The 20,232-nt window shown below is 76.1% G+C and carries 20 protein-coding genes; 16 read left to right on the forward strand and 4 right to left on the reverse strand.

What is annotated here, in order from left to right; genetic code table 11:
• Positions 1-2 precede the first annotated feature (2 nt).
• Genes ADK41_RS07655 through ADK41_RS07680 form a run of 6 tightly spaced genes read left to right on the forward strand, consistent with a single transcriptional unit; the run spans position 3 to position 5,489 of the window.
• Positions 3-230 (forward strand): hypothetical protein, encoded by a 228-nt coding sequence (locus ADK41_RS07655; protein WP_030827208.1) that lies wholly within the window; start codon positions 3-5, stop codon positions 228-230.
• On the forward strand, positions 227-760 hold the full coding sequence (locus ADK41_RS07660; RefSeq protein ID WP_037804298.1) for a V-type ATP synthase subunit E: 534 nt from the start codon (positions 227-229) through the stop codon (positions 758-760). The genes ADK41_RS07655 and ADK41_RS07660 overlap by 4 nt, the downstream gene beginning before the upstream one ends.
• Entirely contained in the window at positions 757-2,520 is a 1,764-nt protein-coding gene (locus ADK41_RS07665; protein WP_234318797.1) for a V-type ATP synthase subunit A, read from the forward strand. Before ADK41_RS07660 ends, ADK41_RS07665 begins: the two co-directional genes overlap by 4 nt.
• Positions 2,517-3,920, forward strand: coding sequence for a V-type ATP synthase subunit B (locus tag ADK41_RS07670; protein WP_030827216.1), 1,404 nt, complete (start codon positions 2,517-2,519; stop codon positions 3,918-3,920). Before ADK41_RS07665 ends, ADK41_RS07670 begins: the two co-directional genes overlap by 4 nt.
• Positions 3,917-4,570 carry a V-type ATP synthase subunit D gene (locus ADK41_RS07675; RefSeq protein WP_199822387.1) on the forward strand — a complete coding sequence of 218 codons (654 nt, stop codon included), beginning with the start codon at positions 3,917-3,919 and terminating at the stop codon, positions 4,568-4,570. Before ADK41_RS07670 ends, ADK41_RS07675 begins: the two co-directional genes overlap by 4 nt.
• A 31-nt stretch (positions 4,571-4,601) precedes the next feature.
• Positions 4,602-5,489: a universal stress protein gene (locus tag ADK41_RS07680; RefSeq protein WP_030827225.1), complete on the forward strand. Its 888-nt coding sequence runs from the start codon at positions 4,602-4,604 to the stop codon at positions 5,487-5,489.
• 67 nt (positions 5,490-5,556) lie between these two features.
• Here the strand turns inward: ADK41_RS07680 and ADK41_RS07685 are convergent, their stop codons facing one another.
• The 4 genes from ADK41_RS07685 to ADK41_RS07700 all read right to left on the reverse strand — a co-directional run bounded on the left by ADK41_RS07685 (position 5,557) and on the right by ADK41_RS07700 (position 10,781).
• Entirely contained in the window at positions 5,557-6,216 is a 660-nt protein-coding gene (locus ADK41_RS07685) for a potassium channel family protein (protein WP_030827228.1), read from the reverse strand.
• Positions 6,213-6,872 (reverse strand): potassium channel family protein, encoded by a 660-nt coding sequence (locus ADK41_RS07690; protein ID WP_030827231.1) that lies wholly within the window; start codon positions 6,870-6,872, stop codon positions 6,213-6,215. Before ADK41_RS07690 ends, ADK41_RS07685 begins: the two co-directional genes overlap by 4 nt.
• Positions 6,869-9,691, reverse strand: coding sequence for a cation-translocating P-type ATPase (locus ADK41_RS07695; RefSeq protein WP_030827235.1), 2,823 nt, complete (start codon positions 9,689-9,691; stop codon positions 6,869-6,871). Before ADK41_RS07695 ends, ADK41_RS07690 begins: the two co-directional genes overlap by 4 nt.
• Positions 9,692-9,908: 217 nt before the next feature.
• Entirely contained in the window at positions 9,909-10,781 is an 873-nt protein-coding gene (locus ADK41_RS07700) for a universal stress protein (RefSeq protein WP_030827238.1), read from the reverse strand.
• Positions 10,782-11,055: 274 nt separating this feature from the next.
• Between ADK41_RS07700 and ADK41_RS07705 the strand changes: the two genes are divergently transcribed.
• The 10 genes from ADK41_RS07705 (at position 11,056) to ADK41_RS07755 (ending at position 20,104) form a co-directional block, all read left to right on the forward strand.
• Positions 11,056-11,739 (forward strand): DUF4389 domain-containing protein, encoded by a 684-nt coding sequence (locus tag ADK41_RS07705; protein ID WP_234318798.1) that lies wholly within the window; start codon positions 11,056-11,058, stop codon positions 11,737-11,739.
• 168 nt (positions 11,740-11,907) lie between these two features.
• A complete protein-coding gene (locus tag ADK41_RS07710) occupies positions 11,908-12,456 on the forward strand; it encodes a flavodoxin domain-containing protein (RefSeq protein WP_051843181.1) in 549 nt (182 codons plus the stop codon).
• A 693-nt stretch (positions 12,457-13,149) separates the two neighbouring features.
• A complete protein-coding gene (locus ADK41_RS07720) occupies positions 13,150-14,121 on the forward strand; it encodes a ferritin family protein (RefSeq protein WP_234318799.1) in 972 nt (323 codons plus the stop codon).
• 197 nt (positions 14,122-14,318) lie between these two features.
• Entirely contained in the window at positions 14,319-15,014 is a 696-nt protein-coding gene (locus tag ADK41_RS07725; protein ID WP_030827255.1) for a response regulator transcription factor, read from the forward strand.
• Complete coding sequence (locus tag ADK41_RS43875) at positions 15,011-16,420, forward strand: sensor histidine kinase (protein WP_051843182.1); 1,410 nt, start codon at positions 15,011-15,013, stop codon at positions 16,418-16,420. The genes ADK41_RS07725 and ADK41_RS43875 overlap by 4 nt, the downstream gene beginning before the upstream one ends.
• Before the next feature lie 133 nt (positions 16,421-16,553).
• Positions 16,554-16,925: a hypothetical protein gene (locus ADK41_RS07735; protein ID WP_234318800.1), complete on the forward strand. Its 372-nt coding sequence runs from the start codon at positions 16,554-16,556 to the stop codon at positions 16,923-16,925.
• The gene (locus ADK41_RS07740) at positions 16,922-17,875 is read left to right on the forward strand and encodes an FAD:protein FMN transferase (RefSeq protein ID WP_030827263.1); all 954 of its coding nucleotides are present in this window, start codon (positions 16,922-16,924) and stop codon (positions 17,873-17,875) included. Before ADK41_RS07735 ends, ADK41_RS07740 begins: the two co-directional genes overlap by 4 nt.
• Positions 17,872-18,558, forward strand: a complete 687-nt coding sequence (locus tag ADK41_RS07745; protein ID WP_030827267.1) for a ferric reductase-like transmembrane domain-containing protein — start codon at positions 17,872-17,874, stop codon at positions 18,556-18,558. Before ADK41_RS07740 ends, ADK41_RS07745 begins: the two co-directional genes overlap by 4 nt.
• Positions 18,555-19,895, forward strand: coding sequence for an NADH-ubiquinone oxidoreductase-F iron-sulfur binding region domain-containing protein (locus ADK41_RS07750; protein ID WP_051843183.1), 1,341 nt, complete (start codon positions 18,555-18,557; stop codon positions 19,893-19,895). Before ADK41_RS07745 ends, ADK41_RS07750 begins: the two co-directional genes overlap by 4 nt.
• Positions 19,892-20,104 carry a ferredoxin gene (locus tag ADK41_RS07755; RefSeq protein WP_030827273.1) on the forward strand — a complete coding sequence of 71 codons (213 nt, stop codon included), beginning with the start codon at positions 19,892-19,894 and terminating at the stop codon, positions 20,102-20,104. Before ADK41_RS07750 ends, ADK41_RS07755 begins: the two co-directional genes overlap by 4 nt.
• Positions 20,105-20,232 lie beyond the last annotated feature (128 nt).

Consider the following 20,232-nt stretch of genomic DNA (forward strand, 5'->3'; position numbering starts at 1 on the left):
CCGTGGGAGGCGTCGCCGCCCTCGGCGAGCGGGCCCGCGTGGCCGGTCTGGCCCTGGCCGGAGCCGTCGTCCTCGTCGCCGACGACCCGGACGCCGTGCGCCGGGCCTGGCGGAGCCTGCCGGACGGCATCGACCTGGTGATCCTCACCCCGGCCGCGGCCCGGGCACTGGAGTCGGGCCCCGCGACCGGCGGGGCCCTCCGCCCGCTGACCGCGGTGATGCCGTCATGACGAGCCGGGCCCAGGCCCTCGACCGGACCACGGACGCGCTCCACCCGGTCCGGGCGGGGCTGCTGCGGGAGGCTCACGCCGACGCGGAAGCGCTGCTGTCCCGCGCCGGGCGGGAGGCCGACGCCCTGCTCGGCCGGGCGCGCGCCGAGGCCCGCGCGCTCCTCGAGGAGGCCCGGCGGCAGGGCGAGGCCGAGGGCGCGGACGCCGCCCGCGACCTGCTCGTCGAAGCCCGGCGAAAGGCCAGGTCCCGCACGCTCGCCGCTCGCCGGGAGGCGTACGAGGAACTGCGCCGGGAGGCCGCCGAACGGGTGCGGGAGCTGCGCGCGACCGGTGGCTACGCGTCCCTGCGGAAGCGGCTGGAGCACCGGGCCCGTGCCCTGCTGGGGCCCGGCGCCGAGGTGCGCGAGCACGCCGACGGGGGTGTGGTGGCCCGGGCGCCGGGGAGGCGGGCCGACCTGTCGCTGACGGCGCTGGCCGACCGTGCCCTGGACCGGACGGGAGCGGAGGCGCGGAGCCTGTGGGAGCCGTGACGAAAGCCGGCGGGACGCCTCGACGGCCGGCTGCCGGGCAGCCGGTCCCGCGGCTCCTGCGGGTCACCGGACCGCTGGTCGAGATGGAGTACACGAGCGGCATCGCGATGTACGACCTGGTCTCGATCGGCCCGGCCGGGCTGCCCGGCGAGGTCGTGGCCATCAGCGGTGACGTGGTCACCGTCCAGGCGTACGAGTACACCGGGGGGCTCGCCCCGGGACAGACGGCGCTGCCCCGGGGCCGTCCGCTGTCGGTGCCGCTCGGTCCGGAGCTGCTCGGCGGGGTCTTCGACGGTCTGCTGCGTCCCCTGTCCGGCGCCGGTGACTGGCTGCCGCCCGGCGCGCAGCGGGCCGCGGCAAAGGAACGCACCTGGTCCTTCTCGCCCTCGGTGACGCGGGGCGAGCGGGTGGCCGGGGGCCGGGCGCTCGGGGAGATCCGCGACGCGGGGCCGGTGCCGGTGAAGGTCCTCGTGCCGCCCGGCGGCGGAGGCACGGTGGAGGAGATCGCCGGCGCCGGGGACCGACCGCGTGACGCGGTGGTGGCCGTGGTGGGCGGCGCCGAGGTGACGGTCGGGGCCCTGTGGCCGGTGCGCCGGCCGCGCCCGGTGCGGGAGCGCGTGGCCGGCCACACGGCCCTGGACACCGGCCAGCGGGTGATCGACCTGCTCTTCCCCGTGGCCCGGGGCGGCACGGTGGCCGTGCCCGGTGGCTTCGGCACCGGCAAGACGGTACTGCTGCAGCAGATCGCCAAGTGGTGCGACGCGGACGTCATCGTCTACGTCGGCTGCGGCGAACGCGGCAACGAGATGGCCGACGTCATCACCGAGCTGTCGCAGCTCCGGGACCCGCGCACGGGCGGACGCCTCGCGGACCGCACCGTGACCATCGCCAACACCTCCAACATGCCGATGATGGCCCGTGAGGCGAGCGTGTACACGGGGGTGACGGTCGCCGAGTACTTCCGGGACATGGGCCTGGACGTGGTCGTGATCGCCGACTCGACCTCCCGGTGGGCCGAGGCGCTGCGGGAGTTCGCCTCCCGCACCGGCGCGCTGCCCGCCGAGGAGGGGTACCCGGCCGGACTCGCCTCCGCCGTCGCGGCCTTCTACGAACGGGCCGCGGCCGTGACCACCCTCGGGGGCGACCGGGGATCGGTGACCGTGATCGGCGCGGTGTCCCCGCCCGGCGGCGACATGACCGAACCGGTGACCGCGCACACCGAGCGCTTCGTCCGCTGCCTGTGGACCCTCGACCGCGACCTCGCCTACGCCCGCCACTACCCGGCCGTCTCCTGGGCCGGTTCCTTCTCCCGGGACGTACCGGTCCTCGCCGCCGGACACCGGGCGGCCGGCGACCCGGGGTGGGCCCGGCGCCGCGACCGGGTGGGAGCGGTGCTGGCGGAGGCCGACCGGCTCGCCGACCTGGTGGACCTGATCGGCATCACCGCCCTGCCCGCGCGGGAGCGTGTCAGCGTACTGGCCGGGAGGCTGGTCCGCGAGGGCGTGCTGCAGCAGAGCGCGCTGTCGGAGCGGGACGCGTACTGCGGGCCGGAGAAGACGGCCGCCCTGGCCGACGCCGTCCTCGCGGTCGCCGACCGCTGCCGCGCACTGGTGGACTCCGGTGTCCCGGCGGCCTCGGTCGAACAGGTCGACTTCGGCCCGCTGCTGCGCGCCCGCGAGGACACCGGCCCGCGCGACGCCGCCGGGGTGACGGCACGGGGGGACGCGATGCTCGCCGGGTTGGAGGACGTGCGGCCATGAGCCCGAGGGGTGCGATCGAGTACACGTCGGTGCGTGAACTGCGGGGACCGCTCGCGATCGTCGCGGGCGTGACCGGGATCGGCTGGGACGAGTACGTACGCATCACCCTCGCCTCGGGCGAGCTCCGCCACGGCGTGGTCCTGGACGCCGACCGCGACCTGGCGGTCGTCCAGGTGCTGGAGGGCACCGCGGGCATGGACCCGGAGGGCGTCCGGGCGGCCTTCGCGGGCGGCCCGCTGCGCGTCCCGGTCGGCACGGACTGGCTCGGCCGGGTCTGCAACGGCCGGGGCGAGCCCCTGGACGGCGGCCCGCCCGTCCTCGGCTTCCAGGACGCCGAGGTGGGCGGAGCGCCCATCAACCCGGTGCGGCGCGAACCGCCGTCCGAGCCGGTGCTCACCGGCGTCGGGGCCGTCGATGCCCTGACCACGCTGGTGCGCGGGCAGAAACTGCCGGTGTTCTCCGTGGCCGGCCTGCCGCACCTGGAACTGGCCGCCCAGATCGCCGCGCAGGCCACCGCCGCCGGTGAGGCGTTCAGCGTCGTCTTCGCGGGCATGGGGCTCACCCACGCCGACGCCTCCTTCGTGCGCGACGCCCTGGAGGAACGGTCCGCGGCCGGGGAACTCGTCCTGCTGCTGAACACCGCCGACGACCCGGTGATCGAACGGATCCTCACCCCGCGCATCGCGCTCACCGTCGCCGAGCACCTCGCCTTCGCCGAAGGACGGCACGTCCTGGTGGTGATGACCGACATGACCACGTACGCCGAGGCCCTGCGCGAGGTCTCCGCCGCCCGCGGGGAGATCCCCGCCCGCCGTGCCTACCCCGGCTACCTCTACAGCGACCTGGCGTCCCTGTACGAACGCTGCGGACGCATCCGGGGGCGGCCGGGCTCGGTCACCGTGCTGCCGGTGCTCACCATGCCCGCGGGCGACATCACCCACCCCGTGCCCGACCTCACCGGCTACATCACCGAGGGCCAGATCGTGCTCTCGCCCGAGACGCACGCGCGAGGCGTCTACCCGCCGCTGGACGCCCTGTCCTCCCTCTCCCGGCTGATGCGCAAGGGCGCGGGGCCCGGCCGTACCCGCGACGACCACCTCGACGTCGCGGCCCAGCTGCTGGCCGCCCTGGCCCGCGCGCGGCAGGTGCGCGATCTCGCGGACCTGGTCGGCCGGTCGGCGCTGAGCCCCACCGACCGCCGCTACCTGGACTTCGACGAGGCGTTCCTGCGGGACTTCGCCGACCAGCGCAGTGACGAACCGCGCGACCTCGACACCGCCCTGGAGCGCGGCTGGCGGGCCCTGCTCGCGCTGCCCCGCAGCGAGCTCTCCATGCTCCCCGTCGACCTCCTCGACGCCCACGGGGCGAAGGACGCCCCGGACGCGGAGGCGCCTCGATGACCGGCGCACGCCGTACACCGCCCGGCCGTGCGGGACGCCTGCGGCTACGGCACAGCCTCGACGTCGCCGAGCGCGGAGCCGACCTGCTGGAGCAGAAGCTGCGCATCCTGCGCTCCGAGCACCAGCGGCTGCTGCGCGCGGAGCGGGAAGCCGCCCGCGCCTGGCGGGAGCTCCTGGCGGAGGCCGAGAGCTGGCTGCTGCGGGGGCTGCTCCTGGGCGGGGAGCAGGCCCTGGACTCGGCTGCCGCGGGCATCGGCGCCGCCGAGGTGACGGTGCGCTGGTCCACCTCCATGGGCGTACGCCGTCCGGCGGCCGTCTCCCTGTCCGTGCCGGCCCGTCCGCCGACCGCCGCCGCCCCCGCCAACACGGCCCTCGTACACGCCGAGGCGGTCTACGGCCGTGCCGTGCGCGCCGCCGCCGAGTACGCGGCGGCCCACGCCGCCGCCCGGCTGGTGGGCGCGGAGGTCAGCGGCACCCGGCACCGGGTCCGTGCCCTGCGGCGCCACTGGATCCCCCGCCTGCGGGAGTCCCTGGACCGCAGCGGCCTCGCCCTGGAACAGGCCGAGCACGAGGACGGCGTCCGGCGGCGCTGGGCCGCCCGTCCCCGTGCGGTGGAGCGCGGCCGGGGTGAACCTGGACGTGAGACGTGAGAGGTGACGGCGCCGGTGTGCGGGAGGCATGGTGAGCGGTCTCGTGGTCGTGGGCGTGGACGGTTCGGCGTCGAGTCTCACCGCGGTGGAGGTCGCCGCGCGGGAGGCGCGGCTGCGCGGGGCGGGGCTGCGGGTGGTGCACGCGTTCGTCTGGCCCGCGATGCACGTGCCCCTGGGGCCGTCACCGCTGGGACCGCCGGGGGGCGGACTGCAGACCATGGTCGATCGCCTGGTGGCCGAGGCGGTCGAGCGGGCGCGGGCGGCGGCGCCGGAGGTCGAGGTCGGTCATGTCGTGGTCACCGGTGAGCCGTTGACCGTTCTGGAGGCGCAGTCGCGGGCCGCGGAGCTGGTGGTGGTCGGCTGCCGGGGCATGGGCGGGTTCGTCGGGCTGCTGGTGGGGTCGACGGCGGTGCATCTGGCGGCGCACGGCCGGTGCCCGGTGCTGGTCGTGCGCGAGCGGCCCCTCGTCGACGGTCCGATCGTGCTGGGCGTCGACGGCTCGGCCGCGGGACAGAAGGCCGTGGATTTCGCCTTCGCCGAGGCCGCCCTGTGGAACGCGCCGTTGGTGGCGCTGCACACCTGGACCACGTGGAACGCGCCGATGCCCGCCCCGCAGGACCCGTCGACGCCGTACGCGAACCCGCCCGGAGCACTGGCCGAGGAGGAGGAGAGGCTGCTGTCCGAGGCGCTCGCCGGACGTCGGGAGCGCCACCCGGGTGTCGTGGTGGAACACCGGGTGGTGCACGGCGGGACGCGGGAGGCGTTGATCGAGGCCAGCCGCTCCGCTCGGCTGGTGGTGGTCGGCGCGCGGGGGCGCGGGGGTTTCGCCGGGTTGCTTCTGGGGTCGGTCAGCCAGGCGCTGCTGCATCACGCGCACGGCCCGGTCGCGGTGGTGCGGGGAGCGGGAGGGCGTCACTGAGGCGCCCGCCGCACGGTAAAGCCCCGCCCCCGTGGCGCACGGCCCGGTGTGCCCGGCGGGGGGCGGTTCACTGGAACGCCGCGTGGATCTCGTCTTCGGTCGCGGAATGCGAGACGAGCAGGAGCTCGTCCCCGGCCCGCAGGCGGACGGCCGGATCCGGCACGGTGGGCTGTCCGTCACGGACGATCGTCGCGACGACCGTCCCCTCGGGCAGCCCGATGTCGCCCAGGGCCCGGCCCACCGCCCCGGACCGCGGCGTGATGGCCGTTTCGATGATGTCGACGCCGGCCTTGCTGAGCCGCAGCAGGGCGACCGTGTCGGTGGCTCCGGTGGCCTCCTCGATGAGGGAGATCAGCGGGGTGGCGGCGGGCACGGCGACGTCGACGCCCCAGCGGGCGTCGAACAGCCAGGCGTTGTCGGCGTCGTTGACGCGGGCGGCCACGCGGGGCACCGAGAACCGCCGTTTGGCGAGCAGGCTGATGACGAGGTTGTCCTCGTCGTCACCGGTGGTGGCGACGACCAGGTCGGCGGTCAGCGCGCCGGCGTGTTCCAGGAGGGCCGGTGCGCACGCGTCCCCGGTGACGAGCAGCACGCCCGGGACGCGGCCCTCCAGTTCGGCCACGCGGTCGTCGTCGCTGTCGATCAGCGTGACCTGGTTGCGGGCCGCGGAGAGCACCTGGGCGATCTGGGTGCCGAGGCGTCCCGCGCCGGCGACGAGCACGTTCACGTCCCCAGCTCCTTGTCGAGAAAGGCGCGCAGCCTGCCGAGCGCGGTGGCGGCGACGGCGAAGGTGACCAGGTCGCCGGCGCGCGCGGGCGTGCTGTGCGCGGGGATGAGGGAGCGGCCCGCCCGGGTGACCTCGACGACGCGGATCTCGCCGTCGACGTCGAACTCCGTCAGCCGCCGCCCGGCGAGGTAGTCGGGCAGGTCGGAGCGGACGAGCAGGGTCTCCCCGTTGCCGAAGCTGAGTTCGGGACTGAGGTGGCGGTGCAGCAGCATCCGGTGGATCTGGTGCACGGTCCAGTGGATGCCGGCGATGGTGGGGATGCCGAGTTCCCGGTAGAGGTCGGCACGCCGGGGATCGTGGACGCGGGCGAGGACGATGGGCACCCGGTAGGTCTCCTTCGCCGTCCGCGCGCTGACGATGTTGCTGTTGTCGCTCGAGGTGACGGCGACGAAGGCGTCCGCGTGCTCGATGCCGGCGGCCCGGAGCACCGCGCGGCTGTAGCCGTTGCCCTCGTGAAAGCGGATGCGCGGGCTGTCGGGCAGCCGCCGGGCCGCCCGGGGACGCCGGTCGACGACCTGCGCGTCGTGTCCTTCGGCGGCGAGCAGACCGGCGAGGGCGGAGCCCACCCGTCCGCAGCCGATGACGATCACCTTCACCGTGGGTCTCCTCTCGGGCGGTCGGCGCGGCGGCGCAGCCACCCCTTGCGGGCCTCGTCCGCGAGCAGGGGAAGGGTGCCGAGCCCGGCCAGGACCGCCCAGTCGGCGGCGTCGAGCGGGGCGGTGTTGAAGACGGCCTGCAGGGGCGGCAGGTAGCTGATCGCGGCCATGAGGGCGACGCCGACGCCGCCCGCCGCCAGCAGGGCGGGATTGGACAGCGGACCTGCCGTCAGGATGCTCTGGCGGTCGGTGCGCACGGTGAGCGCGTTGAAGAACTGGCTGAGCACGATCCCGGCCTGGACCATGGTGACCGCCTCCTGATAGGCGGGGGTGTCCTCGGTGAAGTCGTCGAACGGAATGCCCGAGGAACCGACGTGCCAGAAGAACACGGCGCTCACGCAGACCGCCTGGATGCCGCCGAGGAACAGGATCCGTCCCACCACCGCGGCTGAGAACAGTCGCTCGTGACGGGAGCGCGGCGGGCGGTCCATCACGTCGGATTCGGGGGGCTCCGCTCCCAGGGCCAGGGCGGGCAGTACGTCGGATCCCAGATCGATCGCCAGGATCTGCACCGCGCTGATGGGAACCAGCGGGAACCCGGCGAAGGTCGCCGCCAGGATCGGGACCAGCTCCCCGATGTTGTGGCTGAAGAGGTAGACGAGGAACTTGCGGATGTTCTGGTAGACCGCCCGTCCGAGTCTCACCGCGGCGGCGATGGACGCGAACGAGTCGTCCAGCAGCACCATCGAGGCCGCCTCCCGGGCGACGTCGGTGCCCGACGCCCCCATCGCCACGCCGATGTCCGCGTGCTTGAGCGCCGGGGCGTCGTTCGCTCCGTCCCCGGTGACCGCCACCACCTCGCCACGCCGCTGGAAAGCGGTGACCACGCGCATCTTGTGCTCCGGGCTGACCCGGCACAGCAGCAGCTCGGACGGCTCGGCGAGAAGCGAGTCGAGTCCTTCGTCGTCCATCGCGTCGAGCCGGGCGCCCGTCACCACGACCGGATCCGGCCGCCGTACGATCCCCACCCGGCGGGCCACGGCCTCCCCGGTCAGCGGGTGGTCGCCGGTGACCATGACGACCCGGATGCCCGCCCGGCGGCAGGCGGCGACCGCGTCGGTGACCTCCGGGCGCGGCGGGTCCAGCATGCCGACCAGGCCCAGCAGGGTCAGCGCCGCCTCGGCCTCCTCCTGCGCCGGGCGGGGGCCGTCCAGCGCCCGCCGCGCGACGGCCAGCACCCGCAGTCCCCGCGACGCCAGCTCGTCACCCGCCGCGACGACCGCCGCCCGGTCCGTCCCGGTCAGCGGTCCGCGCCGCCCGTCCCACTCCACGCCGGTGCACCGCGCCAGCAGCTCTCCGGGCGCTCCCTTGACGCATGCCAGGTAGCCCCCGCCGGTCTTGTGCACCGTGGTCATCAGCTTGCGGTCCGAGTCGAAGGGGAACTCCGTCACCCGCGGCGCGGCCGCCTCCTCCGCTCCCGGATCCAGACCGGCCTTGGCCGCGACGACGAGCAGCGCCCCCTCCGTGGTGTCGCCGAGCACCCGCCAGTGCTCCCGGGGGCCCGTGGGCGCGACCAGCCGGGCGTTGCAGCACAGGCCCGCCACCCGCAGCAGCTCGCGCACCGGAGCGGCGTCGGCGACCTCGCCGCTCGGCTCGTACCCCACACCGCTCACGGAGTGCGGCGCGCCTCCCGCCCACACCTCGGTGACGGTCATCTCCGCCTGGGTGAGCGTCCCGGTCTTGTCCGTGCACACGACGGTGGTCGACCCGAGCGCCTCCACCGCCAGCAGCTGTTTGATCAGGGCGTGGCGGCGTGCCATCCGCCGCACCCCGATCGACAGGGACACCGAGAGGGTGGCGGGCAGTCCTTCCGGCACCAGCGCCACCATCACCCCCAGCGCGAACACGAAGAGGGTCACCACGGACTCCCCGGTGGGCAGCCGCACGGCGAACATCAGGGCGCCGATCGCCAGGGCGGCCCCCGCCACCCGACGGGCCATGGAGGCGACCTGGAGCTGCAGCGGGGTCTTCTGCCGCGGGGCGGCCGCGGCCAGCCGGTAGATCCGCCCGAACTCGGTCGCCGCGCCGGAGGCGAAGACCACGGCCCGCCCGGCCCCGGCGACGACGTCGGTTCCCATGAAGACGCAGTTGCGGGCCTCCAGCGGCGGCCCCGCCGCCACCGGATCGGCGGTGCGGCCCGCGGCGCTGCTCTCCCCGGTCAGCGACGCGTTGTTCACGGACAGCTCGTGCGCTTCGACCACCCGGCAGTCCGCCGGCACCGCGTCGCCGGCCTCCAGCACCACCACGTCTCCCGGCACCACGTCGCGGGCCGGCAGCTCCAGCCGCTCACCGTCGCGCAGCACCCGGCAGGCGTGGGGCACCATCGCCTCCAGCGCCTGGGCCGTCCGCTCCGCCGAGTACTCCTGGGCGAAACCGATCGCGGCGTTCAGCACCACGACGCCCAGGATCGCCACCGCCAGCTGCGCGGTGCCCGCGTCCCGCGGCTCCTCCAGGGCGTACGCCAGGAAGGTGATCCCCGAAGCGACGATCAGCACCACCGCGAAGAGGTCCGTGAACTGCGCCCCCAGCTGCCGCCACACGGTGCGGCGTCCCGCACGGGGCAGTTCGTTGGCCCCGTGCCTCTCCAGCCTGTCCCGGGCCTGTGCCCCCGACAGGCCGCGCCGTGACGTGCCCAGCGCGGCGAAGACCTCGCCGGCGGGGAGTTCCGGCACCCGGGGAGGCGGACCGGAGCCGGACGCGGCGCCGGCCGCCCCGTCCTTCCCCCGGCCCGGCGCCGGCGGTTCCGTACCGGTGCCCATCAGCCGCCCCCGTACGGTGCCGGCGCCCTCGTCACCGGCGCGGCCGACCGGGGCGCCCGGGGGGCCTCGGGTGAGGGCGTCACGGCGGACTCCGGGGAACTCGACGGCCGCCTCGCCGGCCCGCCGCCCGCAGCCGGAGGGCGTTCCCTCGTCCGGTGTCCGGCCCGACGGGCACGGACAGGGCCGCCCGGGCACGGGCTCGGGGCCGTCCGCCGCCTCACGTCGGGACCGTGATGACGGGGCAGTGGGCGTGCTGCAGCACCCCCTGGCTCACCGAGCCCAGCAGCATGCCCGTGAAACCTCCGTGCCCCCGGGCTCCCACGACCAGGCCCAGAGCGTGCTGCGAGGCCTCCGTCAGCACCTGCACCGGATGGCCCCGGACGACCTCGTGGTGCAGCTCCACGTCCGGGTGCGCCGCGGTGCGGCCGGCGACCGTCTCCGACAGCACACGGCGGCACTCCCCCACCGCGGCGTCCTCGTCCAGGACGCCGAGGAGCGGCGTATGCCACACGTACAGCGCCCGCAGGAGCGCTCCGCGCAGGGCCGCCTCCTCGAACGCCACGTCCACCGCCGCCGCCGCGTGCTCACTGCCGTCGACGCCGACCACGAAGTACGCGGGCCGCTGGGCGACGTGCTCGGGCTCCGGTACGACCACGACCGGGCAGGGAGCGTGGGCGGTGAGCGGGAGCGCCACGGAGGCGGAGGAGAACGCCCCACGCCGTTTGCCCAGGTGCCAGGAGCCCACCACCACCAGGGAGGCGTTCCCCGCCTCCTCGTGCAGGACCCACGCCGGCTCCCCTTCCGCCAGCAGCGTCGACACCTCCACCGTCGGCCGCCGGGACCGCACGAAGGAGGCCGCCTCCTTGAGCACCTGATCGCCCAGGCCGTGCAGCGCCCGGTTCCATTCCTCCCAGGACGGCCGCACCTCCCCGGACCGGTATCCGCCGGTCGGCGTGCCCTGGGCGTGGACGAGCCGCAGCGGCAGACCACGCCGGTCCGCCTCGTCGGCGGCCCAGGACAGTGCCAGCCGCTTCGAGGGATCGGGATCGACGCCCACCACGATCGGCCGACGCCCGTCCGCACCAGTCATGGCGCCTCCAGAAGATCTCCGCACCGTTCGTTCTCCGTCCCTCCAGCCTCACCCCCGCCGCCGGGTGACGCCACGCCACGGCCCGCCGGGCACACGGCCGGGCACGCGTTCACCCGTGGCCCGGGGGCGGACCGACGGCCGCCCGGCGGCTGCGTGCACCGTTCGGCCCTGGGCCGTGCGCGCCGTCCGACGAACACTGGAAGCAGGACACGCAGTACGACGACCGCCCGCGCTCCGCCCCGTGGTCGTCACCGGATCCGAAGGGACCGGCCCCATGAGTACGAAGACCATGCCCCCGGCGGTGCCTCCCGCCATGACGCCGCCGGCCCACCCCGCGCGGCTGACCGCGGTCCTCGACGCACCGCTGTCCCGCTGGCTGTGGCTGGTGAAGTGGCTGCTGGCGTTCCCCCACTACGTCGTCCTGTCCTTCCTGTGGGCGGCGTTCCTGGGGACGAGCGTGGTGGCGTTCTTCGCCATCCTCCTCACCGGCCGCTACCCCCGGCCGCTGTTCGGCTTCGGCACGGGCGTGCTGCGGTGGAGCTGGCGCGTGGGCTACTACGCCTACGGCGCTCTCGGTACCGACCGCTACCCGCCGTTCACCCTCGCCGACGTCCCCGACTACCCCGCGCACTGGGACCTGGCCTATCCCGGGGAGCTGTCCCGCGGACTCGTCCTGGTGAAGTGGTGGCTGCTGGCGATCCCGCACTACCTGATCGTGGGGTTCCTCCTGGGGAACGTCCAGGCGACCTGGTTCGCGGGCGGACTCATCGGCCTGCTCACCCTGTGCGCCGGGATCGCCCTGGCCGCCACCGGACGCTACCCGCGGGATCTGTTCGACCTGGTGGTCGGACTGGACCGCTGGGTGCTGCGGGTGGCCGCCTACGCGGCCCTGCTCACCGACGTGTACCCGCCCTTCCGGCTCGACCAGGGCGGCGGGGAACCGGAGGCGGCGCCCTGACGACGGTCCTCGTGCCGGTCCTCCCGTTCCACCACGGCGTCGCCCGCCCGCCGGTGCGGCCGGCACCGGACGTGCTGCCGGACACCGGTGGCGGCGCCGCCGTCCCCGTACCGACCCGCCCCGCGCACTCCTCCGGGAGGACACCGCGGACGGAAGCGAGGTGACGTCATGAACGTACTCGTCGGATACGCGACCGCCCACGGTTCCACCCGGGCGATCGCCGAGAGGACGGCCGCCGTCCTGCGGCACGCGGGGCTGACGGCGGAGGCCAGGCCCGTGACCGAGGTCGAGGACGCCGGCGCCTACCGGGCGTTCGTCCTCGGCAGCGCCGTGCACGGGCAGAGGTGGCTGCGACCGGCCAAGGACTTCGCGCGAGACCACCTGGACGTCCTCGTCCGCCGTCCGGTGTGGATCTTCAGCGTCGGGATGCCGGCGGCGCTGCGCGGACCGTGGCGGCGCATGGCTCCCCAAGAGGTGCCGGTGATCGAGAAGGACCTGCCGCCGGGTCTGGCGTACCGGAGCCACCGTCTGTTCTCCGGCGTCGTCGAACGGGATCACCTGCCCCGCACCGGACGTCTGCTGTTCCGCCTGGTGGGCGGACGGTTCGGCGACTTCCGCGACGGGGAGGCCGTCGACGCCTGGGCGGCGGGCATCGCCGAGGAACTACGGGCAGGGGTGGGACGGGGCGGAGGGCCCTCCGACGGCGCCGGAACGTGAGCGGGGCGCCGTGGCGAGGGCGATCACCGTGAAGCGGACCGTGGAGAGGGGACCGCCCCGGTCGGCGTGGTCCCGTCGACGAGGTCACGGACACGCGCACCCCGCGCCAGGAGGTCCGGGCCGGCCCGGGCCGGCCGGTCCCCCTGGTCCCGCAGGCCGACGGCGGGCCTCTCGTCGCCGACGGACCTGACGCGGTCGTCCGGCTCCAACGGTCCGGAGGCGCCCTGCCTCCCTCCCGGGCCACGGCTTGCGGCGGGTCACACGCGAACGGCTTTCCCCGCACGGATCGGGGATCAGCGGCAGCGACTCGGCCTCATCCGGGCGAAGGCGTCCCGCGGGGTGCCGGCGCAGGGGCCGGGGCGGGACGGCGGTACCGGTGGCGCCCGCCCGGTTCGGTCCCGTCCCCGCCCGGACCGCCGGGCCGCCGGGCCGCCGAGCCGCCGGGCCGCCCGGGCCGTCACCCGAACGGCCGTCGCGAAGGGGTCCGGCGGCAGCGCCGTGGCAGGGGCCCGGTGGAGGAGGGCCGGGCTTGCGGGGTGCCGCCTTAACGCACTCCGGCGCATACGGCGCGTCGAAACGTGGTCACACGTAGTGAAACACCCGAAGGGGTCACCTCGAGGGAGCGGAGCGCCACGGAAGGGGTTCGTATGTGGCAAGGGCCTTGTCACCCGAGAAGCCCCTGAAGGAGGAAGCATGTCCCGCCATCGAATACGTGCGTTCCTGGTAGGTCTGTGTGCGCTGACCGCGGCCTCGCAGACGGCGCCGGCCCTGGCCCTCGCCGCTCCGGCCGGCGGAGCGCCCCCGGCCCCGCACGCCGACACCCGGGCCCTGCACGCGCAGACGCTCGCCGACCTGGACACCGCCCTGCACGGCGAGGCGTTCGCCCACGCCTCCTACCTGCTCTTCGCCGCCGAGGCCGACCGCCAGGGCCACCAGGACGTCGGCCGGCTCTTCCGCGCCACGGCACGGACCGAGCTGCACGAGCACCTGCACGAGGCCGCCGCCCTCGCCGGCACGGTCGGCACGAACGCCGCCAACCTGCGCCAGGCCATCGACGGCGAGACCTACGAACACCAGGTCATGTACCGGAACTTCGCCGACCAGGCCCGCAAGGACGGGGACCTCGAGGCCGCCGACCTGTTCAGCGAGATCGCCGCGGACGAGGGCCGCCACCGCGACGCCTTCCGCACCGCGCTGACGGCCCTGACCACCGGCCACGGCACCGTCCCGGCGCCGCCGAAGGCCGACGTGGTGCCGGTGCCCGCCGGGCCGCCGAAGGTGAAGGCGGCCCGCACCAAGGCCAACCTCGCCACCGCCATGCACGGCGAGGCGCTCGCCCACGCCAAGTACATGCTCTTCGCCGCCCACGCCCGGCAGACCGGTCATCCGGCGCTGGCCCGCCTGTGGGAGGGCACGGCCGAGATCGAGCTGCGGGAGCACCTCGCCGGCGAAGCGGTCCTGGCCGGCCTGGTGCGCGGCACCGCGGAGAACCTCCGCACGGCCGTCACCGGGGAACGCCACGAGGCGACCGTCATGTACCCGGAGTTCGCCGAGCGGGCCGCCGCCGTCGGTGACACCGCCGCCGCCCGCTTCTTCCGCGACACCGCCGCGGACGAGGCCCGGCACGCCGCCGCCTTCCAGAAGGCGCTCGACCGGCTGCGCTGACCGCCCCGTGCCGAGGGCACCGCGGTGAGACCGGCCGGGCGGATCGCGGACCGCCCGGCCGGCCACGGCGTCACCTCCGCCGCCGGCGCCGAAGGAAACACCCGGGGACGAACGGCCCCTGCCCGTCCGCCCGGCGACGTCGCAAGCTGGAGGACGGGGACGAGCCGGCGCAACCGTCCGGGAGGCGGGTGACGTACATGAGCGGGCAGGCCGCGGGTCCGTCGCAGGACACCCGGGTGCTGGTCGTGGAGGACGACCGGGGCATCGCGGAGTCCCTGGTGCGCGGTCTGCGGCAGGCCGGATACACGGTCGAGGGCGTGCGCACCGGCCGGGCGGCCCTGGCCGCCGCGTCCCCCGACGTCGTCCTGCTCGATCTCGGACTGCCCGACATCGACGGCGTCGAGGTGTGCCGGATGCTGCGGACCCGGTCGGACGCCGCGATCATCGCGGTGACCGCGCGGGGCGAGGAGGCGGACCGGGTGGTGGCCCTGGACGAGGGCGCCGACGACTACCTGGTCAAGCCGTTCGGGCTGGCCGAACTGCTGGCCCGGATCCGGGCGGTGCTGCGCCGCAGGCGCCCCGCGGAGCCGGAGCTCGTGCGGCACGGTCCGCTGGCGCTCGACCTGCGCACCCGTCAGGTGTCCGTCGACGGGCGGGCGGTCGCGCTGACGCCGAAGGAGTTCGGGATCCTGGAGTGCCTGGCCGCCGACCCGGGCCGGGTGGTGAGCAGGCAGCAGATCCTGGAACGCGCCTGGGACGCCCACTGGTACGGCCCCACCAAGGTCCTGGACGTGCACATGGCGGCGCTGCGCCGCAAGCTCGGCGTGCCGGGGCTGATCGAGACGGTCTACGGGCACGGGTTCCGGCTCGGGGCGGCCGGGGAGCCGTCGTGACCCGCCGGATCACCTGGACGCTCCTGATCCTGACCTCCGTGCTGCTGGTGCTGGCGGTCGTACCGCTGGCGGTGTCGCTGACGGCCCGGGAACGCGTCGCCTTCCGCGACAGCCAGCGGGCGGACACCCGCGTGATCGCCGCGGCGGCCGAGGAGCACCTGTCCGACCGCGAGCCGGCGACCGCCATGCGCCGGGAACTGGAGGCCGCGGCCCGCGCGGGCGACTGCGCCGCCGTGTACGACGCCTCCGCACGCCTGGTGGCCGGCACGCCCTGTACCGCGGCCCGGGGCGAGGAGGCGGAGGAGCTGGTGGAACGGGTGCTGGAGGGGCACGAGCCGGAACCGCCGGAGAGCGAGGGCCGGCTGCTGACCGTGGAACCGGCCGGTGAGGTCCGCGAACCCTCCGGCGCGGTCGTCCTGGCCCGCTCCGCGGCACCGCTCGACGCACGGGTCGCCGCGCTCTGGGGCTGGTCGGCCGTGATCGGCACGGCCGCGCTCGCCGCCTCCGTGCTGCTCTCCGTCCGCCTCGCCCGCTGGGTGAGCCGCCCCCTGTCGACGCTCGACGCCGCCGCCCGACGGCTGGGCGAGGGCGCCCTCGACGAGCGGGCCGACGTCGGCGGCGGACCGCCGGAGGTCCGCCGGCTGGCCGCCACGTTCAACACCATGGCGGCGCGCACGGAGGCCCTGGTGCACGGCCACCGGGCCGTGATCGCCGACGTGTCCCACCAGTTGCGCACCCCGCTGGCCGCGCTGCGGTTGCGGCTCGACGTCCTGGCCACCGGCGCCGAGGGCGACACCGCCGGGGAACTGGCCTCCGCCCAGGAGGAGATCGCCCGGCTGTCCCGGCTGGTCGACGGACTGCTGGCGGTCGCGCGGGCCGAGCAGGCGACACCCCTGCCCACCGCCGTCCGGGTCGACGAGGCGGTGGCCGAACGGGTGGCGGCCTGGTCTCCGGTGGCCGAGGAACGCGGCGTCCGGCTGACCGCGTCCGCGGGGCCCGCCCTGACCGCCGCGCTGGGCGCGGGCCACCTGGAGCAGATCCTCGACAACCTGATCGCCAACGCCGTGGAGGCCGTGGCCGAGGGCGGGACCGTGACGCTCGCCCACGAGGCGGCGGGGACGTCGGTCAGGGTGCGGGTGCGGGACAACGGTCCCGGGATGAGCGCCGGGGCGAAGGCGGTCGCGTTCCGCCGTTTCGGCAACCCCGAGGCCGGGGGAACCGGTCTGGGGCTGGCCATCGTCCACCGGCTGGTCACCTCCAACGGTGGTACGGCGCGGCTGGAGGACACCCCGGGCGGCGGGCTGACCGCCGTACTGGACCTGCCGTCGTGGCAGGGACGCGCACCCGGACGGCCGGTGCCGTCCCCGAAGGGCGGCCGGGAGCGGCCCGCCGGAGCCGGAGGGTGACGGAGCCCGCACGGCGGGCCCGAGATCTTTACCGGTTCTGAAGAGGACGTGAGCCGGTTCCCGGGTGCCGTGCGCACAGCCTGGAGGTGCACGCAGCCGATCCGGACCGCCGACCCCACCAGGAGCCGCTGCCATGTCTCCCTCTTCCGACGACTTCGACCGCTCCCTCCCCGCGGCCGGTTCCCCGCTCGCACGCGATCGCGGTCTGCGGCGGGCCCGCCGCCTCACCCGGTGGGCCGGCGTCACCGCCGTGGCCGGCGCGGCGGCCCTGGGCGGCGTCTACGCCCACCTGCTGCCGGGCGGTACGGCCGCTCCCGCGCCACCGGGTCCGCCCGCGGGGAACCCGTCGGCGCCCTCCCCCGCCACCACGGGGGGCGACGAGGAGCACGGCGAGCAGAGCGGCCACGAGGACGACGAGGACGACGCTCCCGCGGCGCCGCAGCCCCCGGCCCAGCCGCCCACCGCCACCCAGCAGCAGCCGCACACCACGACGGGGGCGTCATGACCACGCACACCCCGGCGCCGGTCCGGGCCGTCTTCCCCGCCCTCGGCACCACCGCCACCCTGCTCGTCACCGACCCGCGCGCCCTGCCGGACGCCGAGACGGTGCTGCGCGCCGAACTGGCCGCCGTCGACGTCACGTGCAGCCGTTTCCGGCCCGACTCCGAACTCACCCGCGTGAACCTGACCGCGGGCGTCCCCACGACGGTCGGCCGGAGGTTCGCCGAAGCGCTCCAGGACGCGCTGCGCGCCGCCCGGCTCACCGGCGGCGCCGTGGACCCGACCGTGGGCAACGCGCTGATCGCGCTCGGCTACGACCGCACCTTCGCCTCCCTGCGCCCCGACGACGCCCGTCCCGTGCCCGTGGCCCGCTCCGCGCCCGGCTGGCGGCGGATCGTCTTCGACCCGCGCACCCGCGTCCTGCGGCTGCCCCCGCACACCCGCCTCGACCTGGGCGCCACCGCCAAGGCCCGCACCGCCGACCGGGCCGCCCGGCTCGCCGCCGGGGCCACCGGCTGCGGGGTCCTGGTCGGCCTCGGCGGCGATCTGGCGGCGGCCGGGCCGGCGCCGGAGGGCGGCTGGCGCATCGCCCTGGCCGACGACCACGCCCGGCCCGCCGCCGGCCGCGGACCGGCGGTCGCGGTGACCTCGGGAGGGCTGGCGACCTCCGGTGTCCGGGTGCGCACCTGGCGCCGCGCCGGGCGCACCCTGCACCACATCGTCGACCCGGCCACCGGCGAACCGGCCGCACCCGTGTGGCGCACCGTCACCGTCGCGGCGGCCACCTGCGTGGACGCCAACGCGGTCAGCACCGCGGCGATCGTGCTCGGCGACCGGGCCGCCGGCCTGCTGGGCTCCCTCGCGCTGCCCGCCCGTCTGGTGCGTCCCGACGGCACCGTCGTACGCCTCGGCAGCTGGCCGCCCGACTCCGACGCCCCCGGAGGTTCCCGATGACGACCCTGGCCCTGACCGGCAGCCCGCTGTGGTACGCGAGCCGCGCGGGCGGCACCCTCGCCCTGGTCCTGCTCACCGCCACCGTGGTGCTCGGGATCGCCTCCGGCGGGCGTGCCGCACCGCGGCGGACCGGCCGGTTCGGGATCGGACTGCTGCACCGCGACCTCTCCCTGCTCACCCTGGTGTTCCTCGTCGTCCACGTGGTGACCGCGGTGCTCGATCCGTTCGCGCGTCTCGGGTGGGCGGTGTCCGTGGTGCCGTTCGGGGCGTCGTACCGGCCGCTCTGGCTGGGTCTCGGCACGGCCGCGCTCGACCTGCTGCTCGCGGTGCTGCTCACCAGCGCCCTGCGCCTGCGCCTGGGCGTGCGCCGCTGGAAGGCCGTGCACCGGCTGGCGTACGCGGCCTGGCCGCTCGCCCTGTTCCACGGCGTCGGCAGCGGCACCGACACCCGGCTCCCCCTCCAGCTGTGGCTCTACGCCGGCTGCCTCGCCGCGGTGGTCGCGGCCGTGTGGTGGCGGTTGGCCAAGGCGGGCCCGGGCCGGGTCGCCGCACGCCTGCTGGCCGCGACGGCCGCGACCGCCGTACCGGTCGTGCTCGGCGCGTTCCTCGCCGCCGGCCCGCTGCAGCCCGGCTGGGCCCAGAGCGCGGCGGCCGCGGCCCTTCCCCTCGGAGGCGGACGGTGAACTCCCCGACCACGGCGCCCCCCACCGGCGGCCACGGCGCTCCCCCGCCGGACGGATCCAGCGGCGTCCGGCTGCTGGCCGGCTGGTACGCCACCGGCCGGCCGGCCACCCTCGCCGATCACCTCGGGCGTTACGGACCGCCCCCCGTCACCGCGGCCGGCGGCCCCGCGTCCGCGGGGCTGATCGAGGCCGTCGAGGCGGCCGGGCTCACCGGGCGCGGCGGCGCGGGCTTCCCCACCGCCCGCAAGCTGCGCGCCGTGGCGGACCGCCGCCGTCGCGCGGTGGTCGTCGTCAACGCCGTGGAGAGCGAACCGGCCAGCCGAAAGGACCGGTTCCTGCTGGCCGTCGCACCGCACCTCGTCCTCGACGGCGCGGTGCTGGCGGCGGGCGCGGTCGGCGCGGACACCGTCCACGTGTGTCTGCCCCGCGACCCCTCCGGCGGGTACCGGCGGTTGGACGCGGCCCTGGAGGAGCGCAGGCGCGCCGGCCTCGACCGGGTCCGGCTGCTGCCGCACGCCCTTCCGCACGCCTATGTCTCCAGCGAGTCGACGTCGCTGGTGCGCTGGCTGGGCGGGGGCCCCGCCCGCCCCCAGGGCAGCCCGCCACGCTCCCACGAACGCGGGGTCGACCGGCGTCCCACGCTCGTGAGCAACGCCGAGACCCTCGCCCACCTGGCGCTCATCGCCCGCTACGGACCCGACTGGTTCCGACGGTCGGGCACCCGGGAGGAGCCCGGCACCCTGCTCGTCACCGTCTCCGGCGCCGTCGTCTCCCCGGGGGTTCTGGAGGCCGCGTCCGGCACGCCGCTCACCACGCTCCTCGACCGTGCCGGAGGGCCCGCGGAACCCCTGCGGGCCGTCCTGCTCGGCGGTTTCGCCGGCACCTGGCTCCCGGCGGAACATCTGCGCACGCCCCTCGCCCGGCGCGACCTCGCTCCGCTCGGTGCCGCACCCGGCGCGGGCGTGGTCGTCGCGCTCCCCCGCTCGGCCTGCCCGCTGACCGAGACGGCGCGGATGCTCGCCTATCTGGCCGCCCACAGTGCCCGCCAGTGCGGCCCCTGCCGCCTCGGGCTGCCCGCCGTGGCCGAGGACTTCGCCGCCCTGGCCGCCGGACGCGCCGACCCGGTGCTGTGGTCCCGCCTGTCCCACCGCGTCGCCCTGCTGCCGGACCGGGGCGCCTGCCGCCACCCCGACGGCGCCGCCCGCCTCGCCGCGTCCGCTCTGCACGCCTTCGCCGACGACGTCGACCGCCACCTCACCGAGGGCCCCTGCCCCGCCGCCCACGAGCCGCCCCGTATCCCCGTACCGCCCGCGACGCCCCCGGAGGCCTGGCGATGAACCGCACCCGCCACCTGCGCGTCGACCGCATCTCCTGCACCGGCCAGGGGCTGTGCGCCGAACTCCTCCCCGAACTGATCGACCTCGACGAATGGGGCTACCCGGTCCTGAAGGACCGGACCGTGCCCGGCCACCTGCGCGCCCACGCCCGCAGGGCCGTCGCCGCCTGCCCCCGCCTGGCCCTGCGCACCGACCGGGACCGGCCGTGAGCGGCACGCGTGCGCATCGCCCCGTACGTCCCTGAAGCGGGATCGTGCGTCCCTGGCACCATGCCCGGTGGTGCGGTGTGATGGAAGGAGTCCGGCTCCTGACCTCCGCGCCGGACGGACCGAGGTAC

Origin of the sequence: Streptomyces caelestis (assembly GCF_001279005.1) — a bacterium.
Lineage (GTDB): Bacteria > Actinomycetota > Actinomycetes > Streptomycetales > Streptomycetaceae > Streptomyces > Streptomyces heliomycini.